23 protein-coding genes are annotated in these 20,526 nt (G+C 44.2%); 12 read left to right on the plus strand and 11 right to left on the minus strand.

The annotated features are described in order from the left end of the window. Positions 1–24 precede the first annotated feature (24 nt). Positions 25–576, minus strand: coding sequence for an outer membrane beta-barrel protein (locus tag L3V32_RS17735; protein ID WP_139060778.1), 552 nt, complete (start codon positions 574–576; stop codon positions 25–27). Positions 577–627: 51 nt separating this feature from the next. Further along, positions 628–1,536 (minus strand): VirK/YbjX family protein, encoded by a 909-nt coding sequence (locus L3V32_RS17740; RefSeq protein ID WP_237284821.1) that lies wholly within the window; start codon positions 1,534–1,536, stop codon positions 628–630. Between the two features lie 424 nt (positions 1,537–1,960). Between L3V32_RS17740 and L3V32_RS17745 the strand changes: the two genes are divergently transcribed. The 6 genes from L3V32_RS17745 to L3V32_RS17770 all read left to right on the plus strand — a co-directional run bounded on the left by L3V32_RS17745 (position 1,961) and on the right by L3V32_RS17770 (position 8,545). Then, a complete protein-coding gene (locus tag L3V32_RS17745; protein ID WP_005395335.1) occupies positions 1,961–2,320 on the plus strand; it encodes a DUF3316 domain-containing protein in 360 nt (119 codons plus the stop codon). Between the two features lie 207 nt (positions 2,321–2,527). After that, positions 2,528–3,928, plus strand: a complete 1,401-nt coding sequence (locus tag L3V32_RS17750; protein WP_237284822.1) for an FAD-dependent oxidoreductase — start codon at positions 2,528–2,530, stop codon at positions 3,926–3,928. Positions 3,929–4,041: 113 nt separating this feature from the next. Next, positions 4,042–5,166: a M14-type cytosolic carboxypeptidase gene (locus tag L3V32_RS17755; protein WP_005395332.1), complete on the plus strand. Its 1,125-nt coding sequence runs from the start codon at positions 4,042–4,044 to the stop codon at positions 5,164–5,166. 457 nt (positions 5,167–5,623) lie between these two features. Continuing rightward, on the plus strand, positions 5,624–6,604 hold the full coding sequence (locus L3V32_RS17760) for an OmpA family protein (RefSeq protein ID WP_005395330.1): 981 nt from the start codon (positions 5,624–5,626) through the stop codon (positions 6,602–6,604). Positions 6,605–6,740: 136 nt separating this feature from the next. Further along, positions 6,741–7,610: a LysR substrate-binding domain-containing protein gene (locus tag L3V32_RS17765; RefSeq protein WP_046873851.1), complete on the plus strand. Its 870-nt coding sequence runs from the start codon at positions 6,741–6,743 to the stop codon at positions 7,608–7,610. A gap of 161 nt (positions 7,611–7,771) precedes the next feature. Continuing rightward, entirely contained in the window at positions 7,772–8,545 is a 774-nt protein-coding gene (locus L3V32_RS17770; RefSeq protein WP_237284823.1) for a phosphotransferase enzyme family protein, read from the plus strand. Here the strand turns inward: L3V32_RS17770 and L3V32_RS17775 are convergent. Next, the gene (locus L3V32_RS17775) at positions 8,542–9,417 is read right to left on the minus strand and encodes a LysR family transcriptional regulator (protein ID WP_164665386.1); all 876 of its coding nucleotides are present in this window, start codon (positions 9,415–9,417) and stop codon (positions 8,542–8,544) included. The two genes, L3V32_RS17770 and L3V32_RS17775, sit on opposite strands and share 4 nt — an antisense overlap. Before the next feature lie 256 nt (positions 9,418–9,673). Between L3V32_RS17775 and L3V32_RS17780 the strand changes: the two genes are divergently transcribed. Further along, positions 9,674–9,910 carry a hypothetical protein gene (locus tag L3V32_RS17780; protein ID WP_005395322.1) on the plus strand — a complete coding sequence of 79 codons (237 nt, stop codon included), beginning with the start codon at positions 9,674–9,676 and terminating at the stop codon, positions 9,908–9,910. A 77-nt stretch (positions 9,911–9,987) separates the two neighbouring features. Here L3V32_RS17780 and L3V32_RS17785 read toward each other — a convergent pair whose 3' ends face one another. Then, on the minus strand, positions 9,988–11,484 hold the full coding sequence (locus tag L3V32_RS17785; RefSeq protein ID WP_005395321.1) for a peptide MFS transporter: 1,497 nt from the start codon (positions 11,482–11,484) through the stop codon (positions 9,988–9,990). A 332-nt stretch (positions 11,485–11,816) separates the two neighbouring features. Continuing rightward, positions 11,817–13,187: an L-serine ammonia-lyase gene (locus L3V32_RS17790; protein WP_005395319.1), complete on the minus strand. Its 1,371-nt coding sequence runs from the start codon at positions 13,185–13,187 to the stop codon at positions 11,817–11,819. A 131-nt stretch (positions 13,188–13,318) separates the two neighbouring features. Here L3V32_RS17790 and L3V32_RS17795 point away from each other — a divergent pair, with 131 nt between their 5' ends. Next, positions 13,319–14,161, plus strand: a complete 843-nt coding sequence (locus tag L3V32_RS17795) for a YdcF family protein (protein ID WP_237284824.1) — start codon at positions 13,319–13,321, stop codon at positions 14,159–14,161. On the opposite strand, the gene L3V32_RS17800 is transcribed toward L3V32_RS17795, so the two are convergent. Together L3V32_RS17800 and L3V32_RS17805 are read right to left on the minus strand one after the other, a co-directional pair. Next, entirely contained in the window at positions 14,151–14,807 is a 657-nt protein-coding gene (locus tag L3V32_RS17800; RefSeq protein ID WP_237284825.1) for a hypothetical protein, read from the minus strand. The genes L3V32_RS17795 and L3V32_RS17800 overlap by 11 nt on opposite strands. A 249-nt stretch (positions 14,808–15,056) precedes the next feature. Next, on the minus strand, positions 15,057–15,323 hold the full coding sequence (locus tag L3V32_RS17805; protein WP_005395313.1) for a DUF333 domain-containing protein: 267 nt from the start codon (positions 15,321–15,323) through the stop codon (positions 15,057–15,059). Between the two features lie 278 nt (positions 15,324–15,601). On the opposite strand from L3V32_RS17805, the gene L3V32_RS17810 reads away from it, so the two are divergent. After that, entirely contained in the window at positions 15,602–16,120 is a 519-nt protein-coding gene (locus L3V32_RS17810; protein WP_005395311.1) for an NUDIX hydrolase, read from the plus strand. 436 nt (positions 16,121–16,556) lie between these two features. On the opposite strand, the gene L3V32_RS17815 is transcribed toward L3V32_RS17810, so the two are convergent. The 4 genes from L3V32_RS17815 to flgA form a co-directional block, all read right to left on the minus strand. Beyond that, positions 16,557–17,303 carry a lytic transglycosylase domain-containing protein gene (locus tag L3V32_RS17815; protein WP_237284826.1) on the minus strand — a complete coding sequence of 249 codons (747 nt, stop codon included), beginning with the start codon at positions 17,301–17,303 and terminating at the stop codon, positions 16,557–16,559. Beyond that, positions 17,284–17,721, minus strand: a complete 438-nt coding sequence (gene flgN / locus L3V32_RS17820) for a flagellar export chaperone FlgN (RefSeq protein WP_006741304.1) — start codon at positions 17,719–17,721, stop codon at positions 17,284–17,286. Before flgN ends, L3V32_RS17815 begins: the two co-directional genes overlap by 20 nt. 20 nt (positions 17,722–17,741) lie before the next feature. Then, positions 17,742–18,023: a flagellar biosynthesis anti-sigma factor FlgM gene (gene flgM, locus L3V32_RS17825; protein WP_134645399.1), complete on the minus strand. Its 282-nt coding sequence runs from the start codon at positions 18,021–18,023 to the stop codon at positions 17,742–17,744. Between the two features lie 135 nt (positions 18,024–18,158). After that, positions 18,159–18,956: a flagellar basal body P-ring formation chaperone FlgA gene (gene flgA, locus L3V32_RS17830; protein ID WP_167427240.1), complete on the minus strand. Its 798-nt coding sequence runs from the start codon at positions 18,954–18,956 to the stop codon at positions 18,159–18,161. A 77-nt stretch (positions 18,957–19,033) separates the two neighbouring features. Here flgA and flgB point away from each other — a divergent pair, with 77 nt between their 5' ends. From flgB to flgD, 3 genes are read left to right on the plus strand one after another with little or no spacing between them, the layout of a single operon-like run. Continuing rightward, positions 19,034–19,396 carry a flagellar basal body rod protein FlgB gene (gene flgB / locus L3V32_RS17835; protein ID WP_005395306.1) on the plus strand — a complete coding sequence of 121 codons (363 nt, stop codon included), beginning with the start codon at positions 19,034–19,036 and terminating at the stop codon, positions 19,394–19,396. A 2-nt stretch (positions 19,397–19,398) separates the two neighbouring features. Continuing rightward, positions 19,399–19,833: a flagellar basal body rod protein FlgC gene (flgC, locus tag L3V32_RS17840; protein WP_005395305.1), complete on the plus strand. Its 435-nt coding sequence runs from the start codon at positions 19,399–19,401 to the stop codon at positions 19,831–19,833. After that, complete coding sequence (flgD, locus tag L3V32_RS17845; RefSeq protein WP_005395303.1) at positions 19,833–20,516, plus strand: flagellar hook assembly protein FlgD; 684 nt, start codon at positions 19,833–19,835, stop codon at positions 20,514–20,516. Before flgC ends, flgD begins: the two co-directional genes overlap by 1 nt. Positions 20,517–20,526 lie beyond the last annotated feature (10 nt).

The raw sequence follows: 20,526 nt of genomic DNA on the forward strand, positions 1-20,526 counted from the left end.
CGGTGCCTTGGCACAGCTAAATTTTTAAAATCGCAATTGTGCACCAAACATCACACCGCCAGAATCAAAATCGCTATTCTTGGCGTAGTTGTACTCTAAGTTCAAACCAAAGTGTTTATAGGCCCAAGCGACACCAGCGGCGGCCTCGCCTCCAAGGCTGGACTCATCATATTCTTTGCTCTGACCATTATTTTTAAATGTATAACTTAACGTGTAGTAAGTGACACCGCCTTTCCCGTAAAGCTCAAAGCCAGCTCCCAGAGGGTAACTTGCGTAACCGCTGAGTCGAGGTCCGCCATAACTGACATCGGTGATTTCTGTTAAGGGACTGATAAGTACGGAGCCAATGCCGTTAAATGCGCCCTTATAGCCGGCTTCAATACCAAAGTTGTGATCGAACATGTAACGGTAATATACATCACCAAGGAACATGTCACCTTCATCATGGCTATTGTTCACATCGTAACTAACATTACCGTAGCCTAAATTTGCTCCAACAACATGTTGGGTTGGTTGTGCATGAGCCGTTAAGGAAAGTGCGGACAGTAAGCATGCAACGGCGTACTTGTAAGACATAAAAACTCCGAATCATAAAATGAAAAACAAAGCGTCATGTGCTGCGTTGGGTTAACGTAGCCTTGTCATGAACTCCGCTTTGGTATTGTCTAACCATTCGTAACGACGTCGATACATCGAACGCTTAGAACGCGACATGCCTTCGATATCACGACGCGGGGCATTCACATCGAGTGAGTAGAAATGACGGTTGTATTCGGTGCCGCCCAACTCTTGCCAGAGTGCATCGTAATCCGTTTTGATTCGTCCTTTACTGTAGCGTCGTGCAGCATAAGTATGGGATTGTGTTTTTACCGCTAGAATCGTATTCACTTCCCAAATTTGCGCGAGTAAAGTGAGCAAACTCACCATCAAGCTTTTTGGTCTTTGCCCGTAAAGCTTACGAGTTAACTTTTTAATTTTCGCGTTGTTCTCTTCACTGCTGCGTGGCCCTTGCAAGCCGCCAATCATAATGCTGCGTCCAGACTCTATGTGGCCGAGAGTAAATGAGAGCGTATAGAAGTTGCCATCCTCCGCGCTGTGTAGCACTAGGCTCATGTCGCCTTCTTTTTGATAACGTGCTTCGTATACTAATCTCACCGAGTACAGTATTTCGTCAATTTCAAAAGAGGCTAATGTTAAGCCAGTCGAATCGGTATAGATCTCTTCAATGGTCTGTTTAGAAAACAGCTCTGAAATGGTTTTGTAGTGATCAACCACTAGGTTTGAACGATCGAACGCTGAGTTATTTTTGATGATGTAGGGACGAAACGGCTTTTCTAAAAATCGGTGCGTACGTGCACAAAGCATCTCTAGCAATGACGATTCAATATTATCTGACAGGTGCTTAAACGCTCGTTTGTAGTAAAGTGCGCGCAAGATGAACTTCGCTCTGTAGGTCCAAATTGGCTTATAGACATCAGCATAATCATCTGAGTAAATTGATTTGCTATGGTAAAAAATGGATTTGTTCGCGGTCATTTTCACTCCAGATTAACGTGTGCTCAACAGCCACAATTAAGAACCGACGGACGAGCAGCGAAGAACCCGAAAAAGGGGGAAATGCAAAGCACTACTAAAAGGGGAGGTTTTGCTGTGCCCGACGTTTATATAAGGTTTTGAACACTGTTCTTTTGTTGGGATTCTAAGAGAAAATTGACCTTAGGTATTGTATGGGTTGGTAAGGAAATGTCAGTTTGGAAGCCACTTTGAACGTTGTGATTACGAGGTGGAAAAATGCTCGTGTTGGCAGAGTATGATGCCGTGTTGCTAAGTTAAAGTGAAATGAGTTGAACAAGAATTGAACGTTATTTGAAATTATTTTGACGTGTTTCTGGTCTTTATACGTACCTTATAAATATCGAGCCAATTTAGGCCCGATATAAAGGTAAGTAAGGAGAGGTTTATGAAACGCTTAATGACTTTAGCAAGTATGATTGCTCTGACTGCTGCACCTTCTGTTGTTTTTGCTGGTGGTTATCAGTGGACAAACGATACCGAAACGATCCATGGTGATGTTATGGATAGCAAACAAGCGGCTTATGAAATGGGTCGTGACATGATTCAGAACTATCAAAGCAAATCACCAGGTCAGCTTCGTGACGAGTTTACAAGCCTTACAGAGTATGTTGATCGCCAGTCGTTTTCTATCACCGACTCAAAAGTCATGGTGAATGAGTTCTTGCAAAGTGACGGGCAAGTTGTATACCAGCCTATTCTCAATGTTCAATACGAGTACCGCATGCGTGAAACTGGTAAATACTAACCAGTAAGACGGTCTCGATTTTCCGATAATTTATATCCTTGCTGTTTGTTTTGGGGAGCGCTGCTCCCCATTTTTGTATTCGGAAACTTCCACTCTCTCAGCGCAACATTTGCTATCGCTCAGCGTTAGATATTCTTGCTCGTTGATTGTGCTCATCGTTTGTAAAGTGTTTACAGAAACGATGCAACGCACTAACAAGGATATCCGATGACACACAGTTCATACTGGTTCAAACAGGCCATTGAAGCTGAACATCCAGAAACGCCGCAACCATTACATCAAAATATTGATACCGATGTTGCTATTGTCGGTGGTGGCTACACCGGACTTTGGACAGCGATTATGATTAAGCAGCAATCTCCTGAAAAACAGGTGGTTGTTATCGAAAAGGGCTTGTGTGGCAGTGGGGCATCTGGCGCGAATGGCGGCTGTATGCTGACATGGTCTACCAAGTTCCCAACGTTGAAACGGTTATTCGGTGAAGAACATGCTGTTTGGTTGGTAAAAGAGTCGGAACAAGCGGTGTTGGAGATTGACGACTTTTGTCAGCAATACAATATCGATGCGCAATTATCGTTAAAAGGGGTTTATTACACCGCAACCAATCAGGCTCAGAAAGGTGGAATGCAGCCAGTTGTCGACGAGTTACAACGGCTAGATGTGAACAGTTGGCGTCGTTGCTCGGTGGAGGAACTGCGTGCCAATGCGGGTTCACCTCGTCATATTGAAGGCTATCACTCTCCGGTTGCTGCTAACGTACAACCCGCCTTACTCGCGCGAGGGTTACGCCGTGTTGCTATTGATCTGGGTGTAGAAGTTTATGAGAACACGCCAATGACGCGTCTAGATTATGGAAGCCCTGCCACCGTCTGTACACCTAAAGGAAACATTCAAGCGCAGCAGGTGGTGTTGGCATTAAATGCATGGATGGTGGAGCAATTTAAGCAGTTCAAAAACAGTATTGTTGTGGTGTCTTCTGATATGGGTATTACCAAACCGCTTGGTGATACTTTGTCTCAATCTGGTTGGCAAGCGGGTTCGAGTGTCTTGGACTCACGCATCTTCGTACATTATTACCGAGATACGCCAGATGGCCGTTTGATGCTAGGCAAAGGCGGTAATCAGTTCTCTTTCAACAACCGAGTTGACGCGATGTTTAACAAGCCGACGCGTTATCAAACTCTACTAAAAAAATCATTCGACAACCTTTTTCCTCGCTTAAAAGGGGCTGAATTTGAGTACTCTTGGACTGGCGGTTCGGATCGCTCCGCAACTGGTTTTCCTTTCTTTGGCCAATTGGATAAGCAAAGCAATGTCTTTTACGGATTTGGTTACTCAGGTAACGGCGTTGCCCAAACTAGAATGGGTGGAAAAATTTTATCGTCGTTGGTGTTAGGGCTAGATAACGAATGGACGCGAAGTGGTTTAGCGCAAGGACCGCTTGGGTATTTTCCACCAGAACCAATACGTTGGCTGGGAGCAATGATGGTACGAAATGCTGTTCGCCGAAAAGAGGAAGCGGAAGACAATGAGAAACATCCGTTTGTTTGGGATAAATGGCTAGCGAAACTCGCAGGACCAGCAGGCAAAGCGGATAAGCTCGACTAAACTGAAGACTTTAGCCACAAACGAGACAGTTTGCAGTGAAAGTCATTGGGGGGCGATGTAGCCTTGTGTTAGCCTCTGTCTTTCAAGCTCAGATTTAAAAGGTGAGTAATATAATGAAAGTATTCAGCAACTTCGATAGCGGCAGCATTCACGTAGTGAAAGCGGACGACAAAAATGACATCCAACTTAAAATCCCTAATGACAATATGTCGGAATTCTACCAGTGGTTCCATTTCCGTCTAGAAACCGAAGCCGAGCAGTCGCACACGATCAAACTGCTTGATTTGGCTAAGTCGGCTTATCCAGAAGGGTGGCAAGGTTACGATGTCGTGGCGTCTTACGACCGTGAAGAATGGTTCCGTATACCAGCAGAGTTCGATGGCGACACGCTGACTTTCACTGTTATCCCTGAGCGTAGCTCAATTTACTTCGCGTACTTTGCACCTTACACATACGATCGTCATTTAGATTTGTTACACATGGCACAAAGCGCGCACCACTGCCAACTAGAAACACTAGGCCACACATTAGACGGCAATGACATGAGCTTGCTAACGTTTGGTGAGCCAGAAGAAGGCAAAAAGAAAATCTGGATGATTGCACGCCAACATCCGGGTGAAACCATGGCTGAATGGTTCATGGAAGGCATGATCCAACGTTTACTGGATGAAAATGACACGGTTGCGCGTGCATTACTGGAAAAAGCAGTGCTTTACGTGGTACCAAACATGAACCCAGACGGTGGTATTCGCGGCCACTTGCGTACGAACGCGGTAGGCGTGAACTTGAATCGTGAATGGCAAACTCCGTCTATGGAGAAAAGTCCAGAAGTCTACCTTGTTCGTCAACGTATGCTGGAAACGGGTGTTGACATGTTTTTAGATATCCATGGTGATGAAGCAATTCCTTACAACTTCGTCGCTGGCTCAGAAGGTATTCCTTCTTACGATGAAAATCTTGCCGCTTTAGAGGCATCATTTAAGCAAGCGCTACTAACTATTACACCTGAGTTCCAAGATGAGATTGGTTATGATAAAGATGAGCCGGGTAAAGCGAATTTGACGGTAGGCTCAAACTGGGTCGCGGAGCAGTTCAAATGCCTGTCGTACACGATCGAGATGCCATTTAAAGATAACAACAATCACCCAGATCCGCTTTATGGTTGGTCACCAGAACGCAGTGTATTATTTGGGCAAGATGTCTTAGCTGCAACGCTTACCGTGGCGGATAAAATCTAGTTCGATAAGTTCACGTCTGTTCATTATTTCGAAAACAGCTCATTTTAAATGAGCTGTTTTTTTATGCCTTCGATATCCATTCTCTCCTGTAAAAATTTGTTGCCATTCACAGGCTTAAATGTCGATTCTTAAATTTGAGAAAATGGGTTTTTATGGTGATTTGCGTCACAGAAAACTGGCTATTTTGTGATATTCTCCGCAACGAATTGACTATGGCTAAACCAACGCAACGAGACTTTATTTCTCGGTTGGGTATGCGGATGAAGCTCATGAATAGATGGTCTTGAGGTTATCTTTCTCCGTTTTACGTCATTGGCGTTTGAATATCATTTTTTGATTCTTTCCTACGCTATTTAGCTATTTCTGTTCGAAGAAAAGAGAAAGTTACGGCTTCATATTTTACGGCAGTATGCTGCCTCGATGTGTTGCTTTGTGTACAAGAAAAAGGAAAAGAATAATGAAAAAAATCGCTATAGCAGTGGCTACTGTACTTGCTGGTGGTGTGATCTCAAACGTTGCACTTGCTGACACTTACATGGGCGGTAAAGTAGGTTACAACTCTCTAAATGATGCGTGTTACCTAAACGAACCTTGTGACGACGACAGTTTTGCAGCATCTATGCACCTGGGCTACAGCTTCAACGAGTACGTTGCAGCAGAGTACGGTGTTGATTACCTTGGTGACTTCACTGCAAACTTCAAAAAGCCGGGCCTAAACACCGTTGACGGTGATCTTTGGGCGTTGACTCTTGCTCCTAAATTCAACCTACCGCTAACGGATTCTTGGAATCTATTCGCGAAAGTTGGTGCTGCATACATGATGGCGGGTGACGAAAAAGATTTCGTACCAACAGGCTCTCTAGGTGCTGAGTACAAAATCAACTACAACTGGAGCCTACGTGCTGAATACCAACGTTACCAAGATATGTCTGATGACGTGATTGAAGATATGGATTCAGATTTCTTCGGTATTGGTTTTAACTACAAGTTCGGCTCTGAGCCAGTAGTTCAAGAAGAAGTGGTTGAGGAAGTAGTAGAAACACGCCCTGCAACACGTATTGTTGAGCATGTTTACCCTGCTCAAACAACAGCGACAGTACAATTCGACCTAGAAAGTGCAGAAGTGAAAGATGCATCGACCCTTTCTGGTACCGTTGATCTGATGAACACTTACCCACAAGCTCAAGTTGAGATCACGGGTTACAGTGATACGACGGGTTCTGCTGCGTACAACCAGCAACTTACAGAAAAACGCGCGAAAGCCGTTGCTGACGAGTTCCAAGCAAAAGGTATTGCGGCTGAGCGTATGACAGTGAAAGGCATGGGTGAAGCTAACCCAGTAGCAAGCAACGAAACACGTCAAGGTCGTCAAATGAACCGTCGTGTTGAAGTAGTTGTCCCTGCGTTTGAATACCAAACCACTGAGAAAGCAGAATAATTCCTGCTTAAGAGACAGTTCCAAAAGCCAGCGTGTATCACGCTGGCTTTTTTGATCCCGCTTAACAAACTCAGCACTTTCATCAATTTGTCATCACCAGTTCATACCATGGCTGCCAGGTATTTGGGAGAGTGTTATGCAAAGTTTACCGCCGCTTAATTTGCTCCGAGCGTTTGAAGCCACGGCGCGATTACAGAGCTTCACTAAAGCCGCAGAGGAGCTAAATGTGACCCGTGCGGCCGTCAGTCAGCAGGTGAAATCGCTAGAACTGCAGTTAAATGCAACATTATTCGAGCGCAAGGGTACGCACCTTACGCTGACCAGCTCAGCAAAAGAATACTGGCCTGTGGTTAACCATGTGCTTCAAACCTTATCAACCTCGACCCATCATTTATTTACTCGCCCACAGAACAAGCAAATTACCTTACATGTCGCCCACAGTTTTTGCTCGCAATGGTTAATGCCAAGGATGGCCGATTTTCAGCGTCAATTTCCAGATGTTTCCTTTAAGATCTCGACAACCGCGAATACGGTTCCAAACGCCAGTGCGATTGCAGATATAGAAATTATTAACGGAGATGGCGATTGGCAAGATCAACAAGCTATTCAGCTTACCCAAGAAAACTGGATCGTTGTAGCAAGCCCCGGCTTTATTCAGTTAAATCCGATTGATGACCTCACGAAGCTGTCTCAAACACCTAAAATCTGCACCGGCGGTTATCATGAATCTTGGCAGGTATGGTTTGCGTACCAAGGTTATCAAGGCAAGGTGAGCAAAGTGATAGCCGAATTTGAACATTCATTGCTTGCTATTCAAGCTGCAACCAATCAACTTGGTATATTGCTGGTGAGAGACTTTCTTGTTGAGGATGAGTTACAACAAGGGATATTAGTACAAATCGGAGATTGGCGTATGCCCAGCTCCGGCGCACACTATATGATGGTTAGAGCATCAGAAAAGTCACACGTAAACACCTTTGCCCAATGGTTAATACAAAGCCTTTGATGTTTTACGGTCTATTTTTACAGCGGTACTTATTCTTGCGATTTACCTAACAAAATGCGCGGTTTCTTATAGGGTCAGTCAACCTTCTCTAAAAGCTTTGAGTGTATGATGATCTAGCTTTACGTTATCTGATGCGCGCTTAATCCACACAGGATACTGTTATGGACACAATGCAAGGCGGTAGAGAAAATGCCATCTATCGAAAAGGGAATTTGATATCTCGTCCTGCCAGTTATTGGACGATGACTATCCATCAGCTACTTACCTATCTTCATTCACGAGGCTTTACGGCATGCCCTAAAGCGGTTGGTATTGAAAAAGGAAAAGAGTGGGTTAGCTATGTCGAAGGAGAGACTTACAACTATCCATTGATTGGCAACATTGCTTCTGTTTCCGCGCTCCAATCTGCGGCAAAAATGTTACGCGATATGCACGATGCATCTGAGGATTTCCTTAAGCAATATCAAAATGAAACGCTGCACTGGATGCTGCCACCACGAACACCACAAGAGGTGATTTGTCATGGTGATTTCATGCCATATAACGTGGCACTCCGTGGAGAGTTTGTCGTTGGTGTGTTTGATTTTGATACGGCGCATCCGGCGCCAAGAGTTTGGGATGTCGCTTTTTCGGTCTATGGTTGGGCACCATTTAAAACCGATGAGCACGATAAAATGGGCTGTTTGGAGCAACAAATTCAGCGTGCAAAACTCTTCTGTGACGCTTATGGGTGTTCGAGATTGGAACGGGAAGAGCTGGTGGAGGTGATGACACATCGACTCTCCGCGTTAGTTGATTATATGAGAGGGGTCGCAGCTCAAGGTGATGATAGGTTTCAAGCGAACCTAGAAGATTGCCATCATACCGCTTACCTCAACGATATCGAGTACCTAAGAAAACATAGACAAGTCATCACCCTAGGACTTTTAGGTTAGGGCTGGGTGATATCTTTAATGACATTGAATAGCCACTGGTTTATCGGGGCTTGCTGTTGTGATCGACGACAGCTCATCACGTAGCGAACATCAAGCTCTAACCCGCCAGGAAGCGCGATACTTCGGCAGCCCTTAGGCACATGTCCACTCATGGTTATACCAAAATGATCCGTTTGTAGGAGCACTTTTTGAATCATCGCTGGGTGTTCAATTTCTACCTTAGGTGTGGTTCTGAACCCCATATGATTGAGCCTTTCCAACAACGGGTATCGGTAGTCGTTCCATCCCGGCGTTTTGAAAAGTAAAAAGGGGTAGTTTTCTAGCTCTTGGAAATGTTGAGCGGGATGCTCATCTCGAACAAAAAATACTGCTTTTCCTCGACCTAGTTCGTTTTGAATAATTGATTGCGGAAGATCCTCATCAAAATAATGAATCGCAATAGCGTTTTCACCCTCAGTTAATCGCTTTTTCGCGTCGCTCCCCCAACGTAAACAAGCGAACTTTGCTTTTGGGGCGTGTTTTAGTAATTCTAAGTAAAACTTGTCACCAAAGTAATCCCAAAACAATGTATTCGCATAAATAGTGATCGAGCCGTCAAAATGAGCGGGTGAAAAACTCTGTGGTTTGATGGAATCAATACTGGTGAGGATTTGCTCAAAATGTGGCATGTTCGCCTCGACAAAAGCGGTCGGTTCAAAGCCATTTTTAGTCTGAATGAACAAAGGGTCATCGAGCTGCGCTTTCATTTTTGTCAGGTTTTTGCTGATTGATCCTGATGTCTTTCCGAGTGAATCTGCCACCAATCGGACGCTACGTAACTCATACATCCGTTTTAGTACCAATACGTTTTGAATGTCCAGATTAATGCTCATACATCGTCTCATTTGTCTTCTGCCGAGAAATCATATCTCTGAATTTCTGAATAAAAGACAAAGTTCGGTCAATTTAAGCATGCTGTCGTATCTTATGGTTTATTGAAGGCGACGATGGATAGCAAATAGGCTTGGTCATATTAATTTAGTGGTTTGGATTTCCATTTGGTAAATGATGACTTTCCTCGTATGAACACGTTTCTGTTGTTACAGTTTTTTCATCGAAAGAAAGTAAGAACAAAAACAGAGGTGACGTATGAAAAAATTAATCGCACTTGGTTTGATGGTTTGCTCAACAAACATAGCATTAGCTGGCGATGGGTCATACACGGGCACGATTGATATGACGATGGCTACGAAAAATCAGGTCGACGTCGAGCGCGCAGATTCTCAACTGACGCTGAAAGGTCGGAATGAAACGGCCTATGGCGGGGTAATCATCCAAACGGATGCTGCTACACAAAAAATCGAACTCCGTGGTCGACGTGATTAATCGAACATGTTGTTGTTAAGAAAATGCCGCGAATATCGCGGCATTTTTTATATTTTGAGATAGGTAAATCATCAAACTCAGCTTTGAACTTCAACCCCAGCTTCGATCTCGACTGGTTGCGCTTGAGTATCGCTTTCTTTCGCCGCATCAAGCATCTTGCGAATAATGAGTGACGCTGCCATTGCGATAGCGACCATCACGACAGCAAGGACAGTGAGTAATTGGAAATAATCACCATATACGTTTTGTACAATGTCTTGTGTGATGGTCTGTCCTTTCTCTAACGCGATAGAGGTTGAGAATGCAGCACCAATAATACCGCTTAATGCGATTGCCACAGAAAATAGGCTCACAGAGAAGTTTTCGATGTGCTTCGGCGCGACGGAAAGAATAAACGCTACGACCATCGAACCCACGATGACTTCTGCAATCGCCTGGAAGAAGTGAATAGCGAGAAAGATTTCTGGCATGATCACGACATCTTCACCCACGGTAGTCACGGCAAACGTCAAGATACCAAACGCTATTGCGGTCAGTACAAATGCCAAGGCGATTTTTGTCGCGGTAGAGAGGTAGATATCTCTCTTTTCCAGCAACCCAAAAAAGCCCGCTACGATAGGGCCACCAACCATACACCAAAGCGGGTTCATTGCCATTGCTGCTTCTGGCTCGAGCGGAATAAAACCAAATAGAGAGCCTTTTAATGTGTTGATAGCCACCATGTTCATCGAGGTCATCATTTGTCCGTAGTAAACAAAGAAACAGGTTGTCAGCAAGGTCACAATTAAGATGGTCCCCATCTTCAAAGACTCAGCTTTGCTTGCTTTAAGCATCAGAGATATGAAGTATGCGATCGCTGCCCCCCCGATGGCGTATACGATATTTTGGCCAATATCCATGTTTGAAAACATGAAAAATACCAACGCGATCATTGCCAATGAAATCAATGCAAAGAGTACCCAGTTTTTTAAACTTACGGTTTTTTGATCAAGCTCAGAGGCTACGCCAACAAGATCTTTGCGGAATACCAATAGCATGATCAATGCCGCTGCTGCCATAACAGCAGAGATGGTAAAACCGCCATTAAAGCCGATCACAAGGACAATCATTGGGAACAAATATTGACCTAAAAAGGCGCCAACATTATTCACTGAATAATTGATTGGGTATCCTTTTTCAAAATCTTCTTGTGATTTGAACGTTCGTTTATAGAGGCTAGGGTAAGAGGGTGACATCAGGCCGCGGCCATAACTGGCGAGCGCAATACCACACATTGAAAGTGGAACGTTAGAAGCAGAAGCCCCCAACACGAGTAATACGTAACCGGATGCAAAAGCGAAATATGCGATAGAAAGTGAGCGATAAGCTCCTAAAAACTTATCTGCAATAAAGCCGCCCGCGATCGCGAAAAGTGGCCCGATCGCCGAAAAAGCACCAACGATCATCATCGTATCGGCTTCGTTGTAATTTAGATCCTCTAGAAAAAATCGAGTTAGACTTACTAATACACCGTAAAATGATAAGCCAAACATCATTTGGCAGAACATCATGGATTTATTTAGTTTATTCCACATAACTTTGTACTCACATTAGCGGAGAAAGGTAGGTATTGTTATTTCTATTAAATAGTAATGAAACGAAAGATTGAGTATTGAAATAATTGTCGCATAACGTGGAAATGCTGCACTATATTTTCTAATGCTTAGGTGGCTAAATGCTAATGTGTTGTTCTAGATCAATTTGAATAAAGCAGTGCTTAATTCTGCTTTTGTTTAATTTTGTTATACTTATTACTGATTGGGGCTAAAGGGGGTTATAGGATTACTGGCAAATAAAAAGAGGTCTTGCGAGAAAGGAAATTGCTGACGAAGTGCATCGCCAGCAATGATATAGCGGGCTTATTTGACTATTCGCATGGCGGTGCCATATGAATGACGGCCAAGCCACCTAAGGAAGTTTCACGGTATTTTTTGTTCATATCTTTACCAGTTTGATACATGGTTTCGATAACTTTATCTAATGAAATAAGGCATTTGCTCGTGCGCTTTAATGCCATACGTGAGGCATTAATGGCTTTCATTGCGCCCATGGCATTTCTTTCAATGCAAGGCACTTGAACCAAGCCGCCGATCGGGTCACAAGTCATTCCTAATGAATGCTCCATCGCAATTTCCGCAGCAATACAAATCTGCTCGTTACTGCCGCCTCTGAGCGCCGTTAAACCAGCGGCTGCCATGGATGAAGATACCCCGACCTCTCCCTGACAACCCACTTCGGCGCCGGAAATTGACGCGTTAGTTTTATATAAGATGCCGATAGCGCCAGCGACTGCGAGAAAATCTTTCAGCTGTTTAATATCAAGCTCTTTGATGAAGCGATGGTAGTACATCAATACCGCCGGAATCACCCCTGCAGCGCCATTAGTTGGAGAAGTAACGACTTGTCCGCCAGCTGCATTTTCTTCGCTAACCGCAAAGGCAAAGAGGTTAATCCAATCCATGATCTCCATTGGATCATTCTCAACTGCAGCGTTGGCTTCGAGCTTCTTCAAAAGGTTTGGTGCACGACGAGTGACATTGAGACCACCTTCTAAAATCCCTTCCGTATCGAAACCACGTTGCATGCAGAGCGACATCACTTTCCAAATTTGTTCTGCTCTTTGGCTAATTTCTTCATCTGAGCGGAATGCCAGTTCGTTTTGTAGAATCATACCTCCCAAACTAAAACCGTTAGTCTCGGCTTTTTCCAGCATCTCATCCGCTGATGTGAAAGGAAATGGTACCGCGACTTCATCTTGTTGTGTGCCGTTTTCTAGTTCGTCAGCGGTGGCGATGAACCCACCTCCGATGGAATAATAAATTTCAAACGCCACTTGGTCTCCCGCAGCGTCTAGTGCAGTAATCGTCATTCCGTTTTCATGCAGGGGAAGGTTGTCACTATGAAAGACGATGTCATGGTCGTAGCTAAACTCAATCTGGTGCGTACCAGCGAGCAGCAGCGTGTTGTTGTCTATAGTATTTTGTAGCGCACTTTTAGCGCTACTCATTTTGATGGTATCGGGTTTATTTCCCATCAAACCAAGGACAGTGGCTCGGTCTGTGTGGTGCCCTCTACCAGTGAGCGATAATGAGCCATAAAGGTCCACTTGCACCCGATGCACTTTCGCCATAGAGTCGCTAACTAGTTGAGTGAAATGGAATCCGGCAAGCATAGGACCATTAGTGTGGGAGCTAGAAGGCCCGACACCAATCTTAAATATATCGAAAATCGACAGCATAATTGACTTCCTTTAGCAGTGAACCTTTATAAAGGTCTCTAGAACAGTGTTGTTAACTAGATGTTAAAGCCTGTAGGCCGGGAGTGAAAGAAGATTTTTGTAACACTGCCAACTAAGCGCGAGATTTTGAAATGAAGTTAGACAATGTGGTCATCGTTTTAGGTAAACGCCTCCTCAATAGCAGATTGACCGTTGAGGGGGTAACAAGAGTCGAAGCGTTATCTAATGTGATTGCGTCATTGCCGACAGAGCGAACGGCGATTATTTTTTGTGGTGGATTAACGCAAGGTCAACGCATTTCTGAAGCAGATGCAATGTACAGCTATTTTAAATCTCTCAATGCGGCCGCTGTGCATCCGTTCCCTGAACATCAAATACTTTTAGAAAATCGCTCTTTGAATACGTTTCAGAACATGCGTTACGCTTCTCGCGTTTTGTGTGATAGTGGTTTGTTCCAGTTATGGTCAGCGCGTCCGGTTGAGGTCACCTTGTTGTCGAATGACTACCACCTTGAGCGAATCATAGAAATCCAAACCTTGATGGATGAGCAGGGATTATTACGAGTACTAAAATCTGAGTGCGCCTCCATGGGCGTTACTCTCAACTTACCATTGGATATCAACAAACATATCAGCGTACCATACCCACATAAAGGGCCTGTGGCGGCGGCATTTTTATTACTGGATGAACTCACGACTTACCGAGTTTATTTAGAAGGGGTCAAGCTGGGAGCATTTTTACGAGACTTATCGGTTGTCCGAAAGAAGCCGCTTATGATCGCGAGACATGCCATTCAGCAATTGCTCGCTTTACCACTCGATAAAGATAGTTTGCAACAGATTGAAGACATGAAAAAGGCCATCGAAATGACGGCCTTGGATAAATCTGTAGGAGCTGCGGAACAAGCGTTAAGGATCGTTCATCCGATATTAACTGCATTGAACCGCCGCTTGGATCCTGAGTCTATTCATTAAGTTCGCGTTTTGTACGGACTGCGCTCAATGCGATCAAACAGTAGCAAAGGAGTTCCATGCCTTCTTCCGAAATATTTTTAACATCACGGATGTAGTTCTCGTCCATCACTTGTTGCCAAAAACTGCCCATGCCATACAAGCGAGAGAAGACCAACAATAGCATCACGGCACCAATTAACAGTTTCATGTGGGGCACCGTTAAGATGGTCGCCATTTCGTTCATGGTACCTTTACCACCTTGGTAAGCTTTGGCGCAAGCCAGTGCGGTTACAGCTAGCGCAGGGAAAACCCAAGAACCATGACGAATCATGTCTGTCCAATAGTCTGTTTCACGAATAATGAGCACCGAGAAAAAGCCGGCAATCAAAATGGCCGCATGCTTTAGCTGAGGCTGTTGTTTAGATAGGGTAAAAAATGACCACGATGCAATCGCGAGCATCACAAGCTGGAGTGTTTCTGTTATGGAAAGCTCACCAAGGCTTGAACCCAACACGACATAATCAAGGCGAAGACTGAGGTTAACGAGAATACTGATAGCGACAATCATCAATGCACTTAAACTCGATTTATAAATGATGCGCTTTGACTCTTCAGTAACAACGTTGCTTGGGGCTGACTCGGCTTCTTTTACTATTTGTGTTTTCATCTTGCTCACCTGTTCCAGAAAATGTGGAAGAAATGTGAATTAGTGTGATCTGTGTTTGGGATTTTATTGTCCAAGTGGAAAGTTATGTCAGAGGAATGTCAAGAATAGAACACTGTTCGATATAGTATCGATGTGCGGTAAAGTCAGAGGTATGTAAAAATGAAGTGAGAAAGTTTTGATAAATCAAATAAAAAAGGAGCCTAAAGGCTCCTAAGTGATAGAGGGAATCTGACGTGTCGACAAAAAATTTTAGTAGTCGCCACTCTCACTTTCTTTATGATTGTCGCGATAGTATTCCCATTGCTCGACACGATTATCGTCAGACAGCACGCAGTAAGTCACACGTTCGCCATTTTCCGAAACGGTATCCAGCTCACCACCTTGCTGAACACAGTAAACGGCTGCAGGATTTGCGACGGAGGTATACTCAGTCGAGCGAGTGGCACCTTCGTAAGTTGAACAACCAGCCAGTACCAACGTTGCAGCCATAGCCATCATTAAATTTGTCTTTTTCATTCTTTATCTCCGCATGGGGTGGGCGAGTATTGTATTGATTATAGGCAACTTTCAGAGATTATTGTCTTATCGATGTTAAAAGTAAGAGGGACGTATAAGAATTTAGATATTCTCATCTTTTACTGGTTATCACGTCACACTTCTATTTGTTGCGGATTGTTACGAAGGTTAGAACCGTTGCGTTCAAACCAATGTCTTGAACGCATTTGGACCGACAACGATGATTTAAAGCGTGAAGTTCGGTAATATGCGCGCAAAACATGACAGTGGTATTTTCGATGAGACACTTAAAATCGACCGTTCATCCGGACATTGAGCACTTGGACGACAAAATTATTTTCCAGCGCAATGCGGCACGCGCCATCGTACTAGATGGTGAAGATGTGTTGTTGCTCTATACAGAGCGTTACCATGACTACACTTTGCCAGGTGGTGGTATTGATGATGGTGAAGATGTGATTGCTGGACTAGTTCGTGAACTAGAAGAGGAAACCGGCGCGCAGAATATCCATGGTATTAAGCCTTTCGGAATCTTTGAGGAATTTCGTCCTTGGTACAAAGACGACGCTGACGTAATGCACATGGTGTCGTATTGCTATACATGTAAAATCGATCGTGAGTTAGGCGAAACGGCTTATGAAGACTATGAAGTTAAAAATGGAATGCGTCCAGTATGGATGAACATTCACGAAGCGATAGCGCACAATGAAAAGACCATGGCAGAAAGCCCGAAAAAAGGCATGAGCATCGAGCGCGAAACGTTTTTGCTTCAGTTGATTTCTAAAGAATTACTATAAATAACTTAGCTTGCCTCATAGTGACTTACCCACTCATTGTTCTGTTGATAGGTCAGCTTTTAAATCGATAAAAAAAGTCCGGACTCCCCCCCGGAACCCGGACTTATTCCAGACGCGCAAGCGAAGCGTCATCTTGATATTTTAAATTTGTTTCGAACTATGAAAACAATAGCTGTTTTACATTTAGTGTGTAAATAATTATTAGGTCCAACCATTGGTTTTCATGTTTTTTGCAAACGCAATGTGACGCATATCTACCCAATTGGCAAGCGCAATTTGGGTACCTTTTAATAAACCACTACTCTTTCTTATCTTTGAGATACCTTACCTCAACTTTTTTGCACACGTTTGCATAGAGATCACGAGTTTTCAAATTGGCCGAACACGATCTTGTAATTTTACGTTTTTCTGACATTGGATTTTGTCGTGATTTTTATCACAAATTGACCAACGGAGGTAGTGGACTAAAGTCGATCAGCGGTTGCGAAACCATCGGAGCATCTGAAGAAAATAAGAGTAAAGGTTGAAATGATGAGGATTGTAACTGACCGATATCTATCAACTTTTCCAGCGCGAAGAATCGACTAACGTATTGGCGAGTCTCTTTAGGTAGTGTGAGCTTCTGAAAGTCGTTACTGCCTGCTCGCTGAATAGCGCGTGCGACACGCCCTTCGCCTGCATTGTAGGCCGCTAATGTCAGCGCCATGTTTTGATCGAATTTGTTGTATAAAAACGTCAGATACTTGAGTGCTGCAGCTGTGCTTGCTTCTGTATCAAAGCGATCGTCTTGTTTTGTATCTACAGTCAACCCGAATCGTTGAGCTGTTGCTGGTATCAGTTGCCAAAGTCCGGCGGCGTTGGCATGAGAAACGGCTTTGGGGTTGTAAGAGGATTCCAACATTGGCACTAAGGCTAGACTCTTTGGTAAAGAGTGGCTTTGCAGTTGTTTGAAAATGTGATGAATTACCGGGCTGGATGAATCGAGACGCTTGGCAATTTGTGGCTTGTATGGGGCTAAAACTTGATATTGCGTTTGAATATCAGCTGGGCTTGGTTTCGCCTGACAGGTGATTGAAAGGCAGGATAGTAAGGCGATAAAAATAAAAAGGCCTACAGTACTCAGCCGAGATGGCGACTGAATCTGTAGGCAAGACGAACATCGTTTAGAACGATTTATCTTCATAAGTGTGTTGCACAGGTTGTTTGAGTTGACTGACCAACTCATGGAACGCCGCAGAGCTGTGGCCATTGCTCTGATTGTATTGTTGGCACTGACTTACCAACGTTTCCAATAGCGCCCATTGTTTTCTAGCTTGCATACCTATTTGGGCAGGCAAAGCATTGAAAATTCGTTTTACGCTGGCGTCATTACACGCTAACCCCAGCTCTCGCATACACTGGCTTCTATCACTGGCTGAGCGGCTAAGTTTATTGAGTATTGGCATTTGTTTCTGAACATTGTTGCTCAGTGCCTCACCATCAAACTTTAAGTACAACGTTTTTTGCTGTTGAAGCAAAGGGATAAGTTGTTGATAGAGCTTGATATCCTCAGGTATTGAGCGAATAAATTGTTGAATTCGCTGCGATACTGCGCTTGCCATGATCTCTTCCTAGTGTGTTATTACTCGTGACCTGTATGGAATTGCATGATCGCCTTTGATAGTGCTTTTGTATCTAGGCTAAGTTCGCCACGCGCTAATGCGTTACGTACTTGTTCTACTTTGTCCATATCAACATCAGGTAGTGATGCCATTTCAGCTTGAGCGCGATCTATCGCTACGGTATTCGCTTGAAATGCAGGCTCGTGTACTTTGCTCTGTTCGACGACGTCGACAGGCTGTTTGCTTGCTTGCTGTAATTTTGTTTGTGGGACATGACCGCCCGCGACTTTGTCGATTTTCATGCTGTGGTCCTCATCATCATGTTCTAAATTAAGTAGGCGGTTAGGATGTGATAAACATTAAATATTTTTTTTGTACTCGAAATTCAGCGTTACTGACGAGAGCCAAAATTAAAAAATGTTACTCTGAGTCCAAAATCAAAATTGAGTATGAACCTGGTTTAACCCGGTTACGACAGCTCTAATGACCTTGCCAGAACTTAGGTTTTCTACTTCAATTTGTTGCCCTTTCGCACCATCTTCTAAGGCGACTCCTTTCGTGCTGGCGCTAAATCCATTTTTGCTCGCAATCACTATGACTTCATTGCCTTTTTCGATTAAAGGTGGAGCCGATAAATTGGATGGGTTGACCACTTGCCCTGCACGTAAACGGCGAGAGGTTTCTAAGCCTATTGCTTGTCCTGGGCGAGTATAAAAATCGTCTTGTCGCGAGATGGTGCGCGTTTCCAGTTTAACGTGCTTGGCAGTCACAACTTCATTTCGACCGACCGTGGTTGTGGCAACCAAGACAGGCAGTGTCAGAGAAGATTTTATCGTGACGTTAATTCGCCAGGGTGAAGCGATGTCATCGCAACTTACTGAGCGCTTAAGGTTTCCAACTGGCAACGCTTGATTGTCGCGACCAGTGATGACCAGAGGCGATTCACACTCAGGTAGGTGATTCGCCGAGCCTGGTACCCACATGTCGAAATCCAGTTGGTATTCTCCCCACTGGTTAGAGTGAGCATTTTGGGCCACTTCTTGTTTGAAATGCTCTGCTACAACAGATTTTATCTCCTCAACGCTTAGGGTTCTGCCAGAGGTGTTGGCGAAAGTTTGTCCTGGTATTAGAGCAAGCAGAGTTAGCATTAATGTTGAGGAAGTAAGCACTTTCCCCTTGCTTTTAATGCTTTCCGTGAGCCGGAAGTTTGGCTTCCATCCTTGTTTGTAAGTCATTGATATATATAGCTATTTTTTATGGCACGCATCTTGTTTGTATGTTGGCGTATTCGAGCCAACTGTAAGGAAGATGCATGGCGATCACATTTGAAAATGCTTTAGGTGTACATCCAGAGGCACTTAATTTTCGCGTTCAGCGTACCAAAGTCCTTGCCAGTAACCTAGCAAATGTTGACACCCCTGGGTATTTGGCGAAAGACCTAAGTTTCACCACCGTAATGAACCAGGTGGCTGCAGGCGGTGTGAACAAACCAGTGCCTAAGTTTCAGGTTCAGGCCCAATACTCGGTGCCTTACCAGAACAGCAAAGATGGCAACACTGTAGAACTGGGTGTTGAACAAGCGAAATTCACGCAAAACAACATGGACTTTCAAACTAGCCTGACGTTTCTCAACATGAAATTTAATGGCTTAACGAAAGCGATTGAGGGACGTTAATTATGTCATTCACTGATATTTACTCGATCACTGGATCCGCGATGACGGCACAAACTGTGCGTCTTAACACGGTCGCCAGTAACTTAGCTAACGCGGACGCGGTGTCTGCAAATCCAGATGACGCTTATAAAGCGCTGAAGCCCGTATTCGCGACTGTGTACCAAAAAGCGCAGCTGACAACGGAAAACGGGGTTTATCCCAATGCTGAAGTTCGCATTGTTGACGTTGTGAAAAATGCGGGAGAAGCCGAGAAACGCTTTGAGCCAAACAACCCGTTGGCCAATGGTGAAGGTTATGTGTATTACCCAGATATCGATGTCGTGGCTGAAATGGCAGACATGATGTCAGCGACACGTAGCTTCGAAACCAATGTTGAAGTGTTATCAAATGTGAAAAGTATGCAGCAAGGTCTGCTTAGATTAGGGCAGGGCAGTTAATGAGTCTCGCACAATATACACCTTTATCGTCTGATGCTCCTGTGAGCACTAAAGCAAAAGAGAACAATGGCATTGCACCAAATCCTAAAGATATGAACAGTGCTTCTTCATTAGAGAACGAATTCATTTCTTTGATGGTGGCGCAGATCCAAAACCAAGATCCACTTAACCCACTTGATGGCACGGAATACGTTGGTCAGTTGGCTCAATTCTCTCAAGTTCAAAGTACCGAGAATATGTCCAAGACAATGCAACAGAGCATGATTCTCCTCGACAACATGCAAGTGCTATCGACAGCGGGGCTCGTCGGACAAACTGTTTACGTCAACTCCAAAGAATTTGAGCTTGGTGAAGGCGTACAGAACGGAAAAATCGAACTCGCTCATAGCTCAAACCAAGTGACGTTAGTTGTGAAAGATGAGTTTGGTCAATCCACTAAAGTGCCATTAGGTGCTCACGGCAAAGGTGACGTCGACTTTTCAATTAATCCTGAAGAACTTGGTCTTAAACCAGGCAAATACTCAGTGGCAGTAGAAGTGCAAGAAGGGCAAGCAAGTCCAAATGTGCTCATGGCTGGCACTGTTGAGCAAGTGCGTATTCCAAATACTGGCGGCGCAGCATTAGTCAATGTCCATGGCGTTGGCAACGTTCCTTTCTATCAAATCACTCAGTTTGGTGCTTAACCAAATAGGG

Source organism: Vibrio sp. J2-4 (genome assembly GCF_021728155.1).
Taxonomy (GTDB): Bacteria; Pseudomonadota; Gammaproteobacteria; order Enterobacterales; family Vibrionaceae; genus Vibrio; species Vibrio diabolicus.

Excerpts from the sequence above, each read along its gene's own strand:
- L3V32_RS17735 (WP_139060778.1), bottom strand. The coding sequence starts at position 576 with ATGTCTTACAAGTACGCCGTTGCATGCTTACTGTCCGCACTTTCCTTA.
- L3V32_RS17740 (WP_237284821.1), bottom strand. The coding sequence starts at position 1,536 with ATGACCGCGAACAAATCCATTTTTTACCATAGCAAATCAATTTACTCA.
- L3V32_RS17745 (WP_005395335.1), top strand. The coding sequence starts at position 1,961 with ATGAAACGCTTAATGACTTTAGCAAGTATGATTGCTCTGACTGCTGCA.
- L3V32_RS17750 (WP_237284822.1), top strand. The coding sequence starts at position 2,528 with ATGACACACAGTTCATACTGGTTCAAACAGGCCATTGAAGCTGAACAT.
- L3V32_RS17755 (WP_005395332.1), top strand. The coding sequence starts at position 4,042 with ATGAAAGTATTCAGCAACTTCGATAGCGGCAGCATTCACGTAGTGAAA.
- L3V32_RS17760 (WP_005395330.1), top strand. The coding sequence starts at position 5,624 with ATGAAAAAAATCGCTATAGCAGTGGCTACTGTACTTGCTGGTGGTGTG.
- L3V32_RS17765 (WP_046873851.1), top strand. The coding sequence starts at position 6,741 with ATGCAAAGTTTACCGCCGCTTAATTTGCTCCGAGCGTTTGAAGCCACG.
- L3V32_RS17770 (WP_237284823.1), top strand. The coding sequence starts at position 7,772 with ATGGACACAATGCAAGGCGGTAGAGAAAATGCCATCTATCGAAAAGGG.
- L3V32_RS17775 (WP_164665386.1), bottom strand. The coding sequence starts at position 9,417 with ATGAGCATTAATCTGGACATTCAAAACGTATTGGTACTAAAACGGATG.
- L3V32_RS17780 (WP_005395322.1), top strand. The coding sequence starts at position 9,674 with ATGAAAAAATTAATCGCACTTGGTTTGATGGTTTGCTCAACAAACATA.
- L3V32_RS17785 (WP_005395321.1), bottom strand. The coding sequence starts at position 11,484 with ATGTGGAATAAACTAAATAAATCCATGATGTTCTGCCAAATGATGTTT.
- L3V32_RS17790 (WP_005395319.1), bottom strand. The coding sequence starts at position 13,187 with ATGCTGTCGATTTTCGATATATTTAAGATTGGTGTCGGGCCTTCTAGC.
- L3V32_RS17795 (WP_237284824.1), top strand. The coding sequence starts at position 13,319 with ATGAAGTTAGACAATGTGGTCATCGTTTTAGGTAAACGCCTCCTCAAT.
- L3V32_RS17800 (WP_237284825.1), bottom strand. The coding sequence starts at position 14,807 with ATGAAAACACAAATAGTAAAAGAAGCCGAGTCAGCCCCAAGCAACGTT.
- L3V32_RS17805 (WP_005395313.1), bottom strand. The coding sequence starts at position 15,323 with ATGAAAAAGACAAATTTAATGATGGCTATGGCTGCAACGTTGGTACTG.
- L3V32_RS17810 (WP_005395311.1), top strand. The coding sequence starts at position 15,602 with ATGAGACACTTAAAATCGACCGTTCATCCGGACATTGAGCACTTGGAC.
- L3V32_RS17815 (WP_237284826.1), bottom strand. The coding sequence starts at position 17,303 with ATGAAGATAAATCGTTCTAAACGATGTTCGTCTTGCCTACAGATTCAG.
- flgN (WP_006741304.1), bottom strand. The coding sequence starts at position 17,721 with ATGGCAAGCGCAGTATCGCAGCGAATTCAACAATTTATTCGCTCAATA.
- flgM (WP_134645399.1), bottom strand. The coding sequence starts at position 18,023 with ATGAAAATCGACAAAGTCGCGGGCGGTCATGTCCCACAAACAAAATTA.
- flgA (WP_167427240.1), bottom strand. The coding sequence starts at position 18,956 with ATGACTTACAAACAAGGATGGAAGCCAAACTTCCGGCTCACGGAAAGC.
- flgB (WP_005395306.1), top strand. The coding sequence starts at position 19,034 with ATGGCGATCACATTTGAAAATGCTTTAGGTGTACATCCAGAGGCACTT.
- flgC (WP_005395305.1), top strand. The coding sequence starts at position 19,399 with ATGTCATTCACTGATATTTACTCGATCACTGGATCCGCGATGACGGCA.
- flgD (WP_005395303.1), top strand. The coding sequence starts at position 19,833 with ATGAGTCTCGCACAATATACACCTTTATCGTCTGATGCTCCTGTGAGC.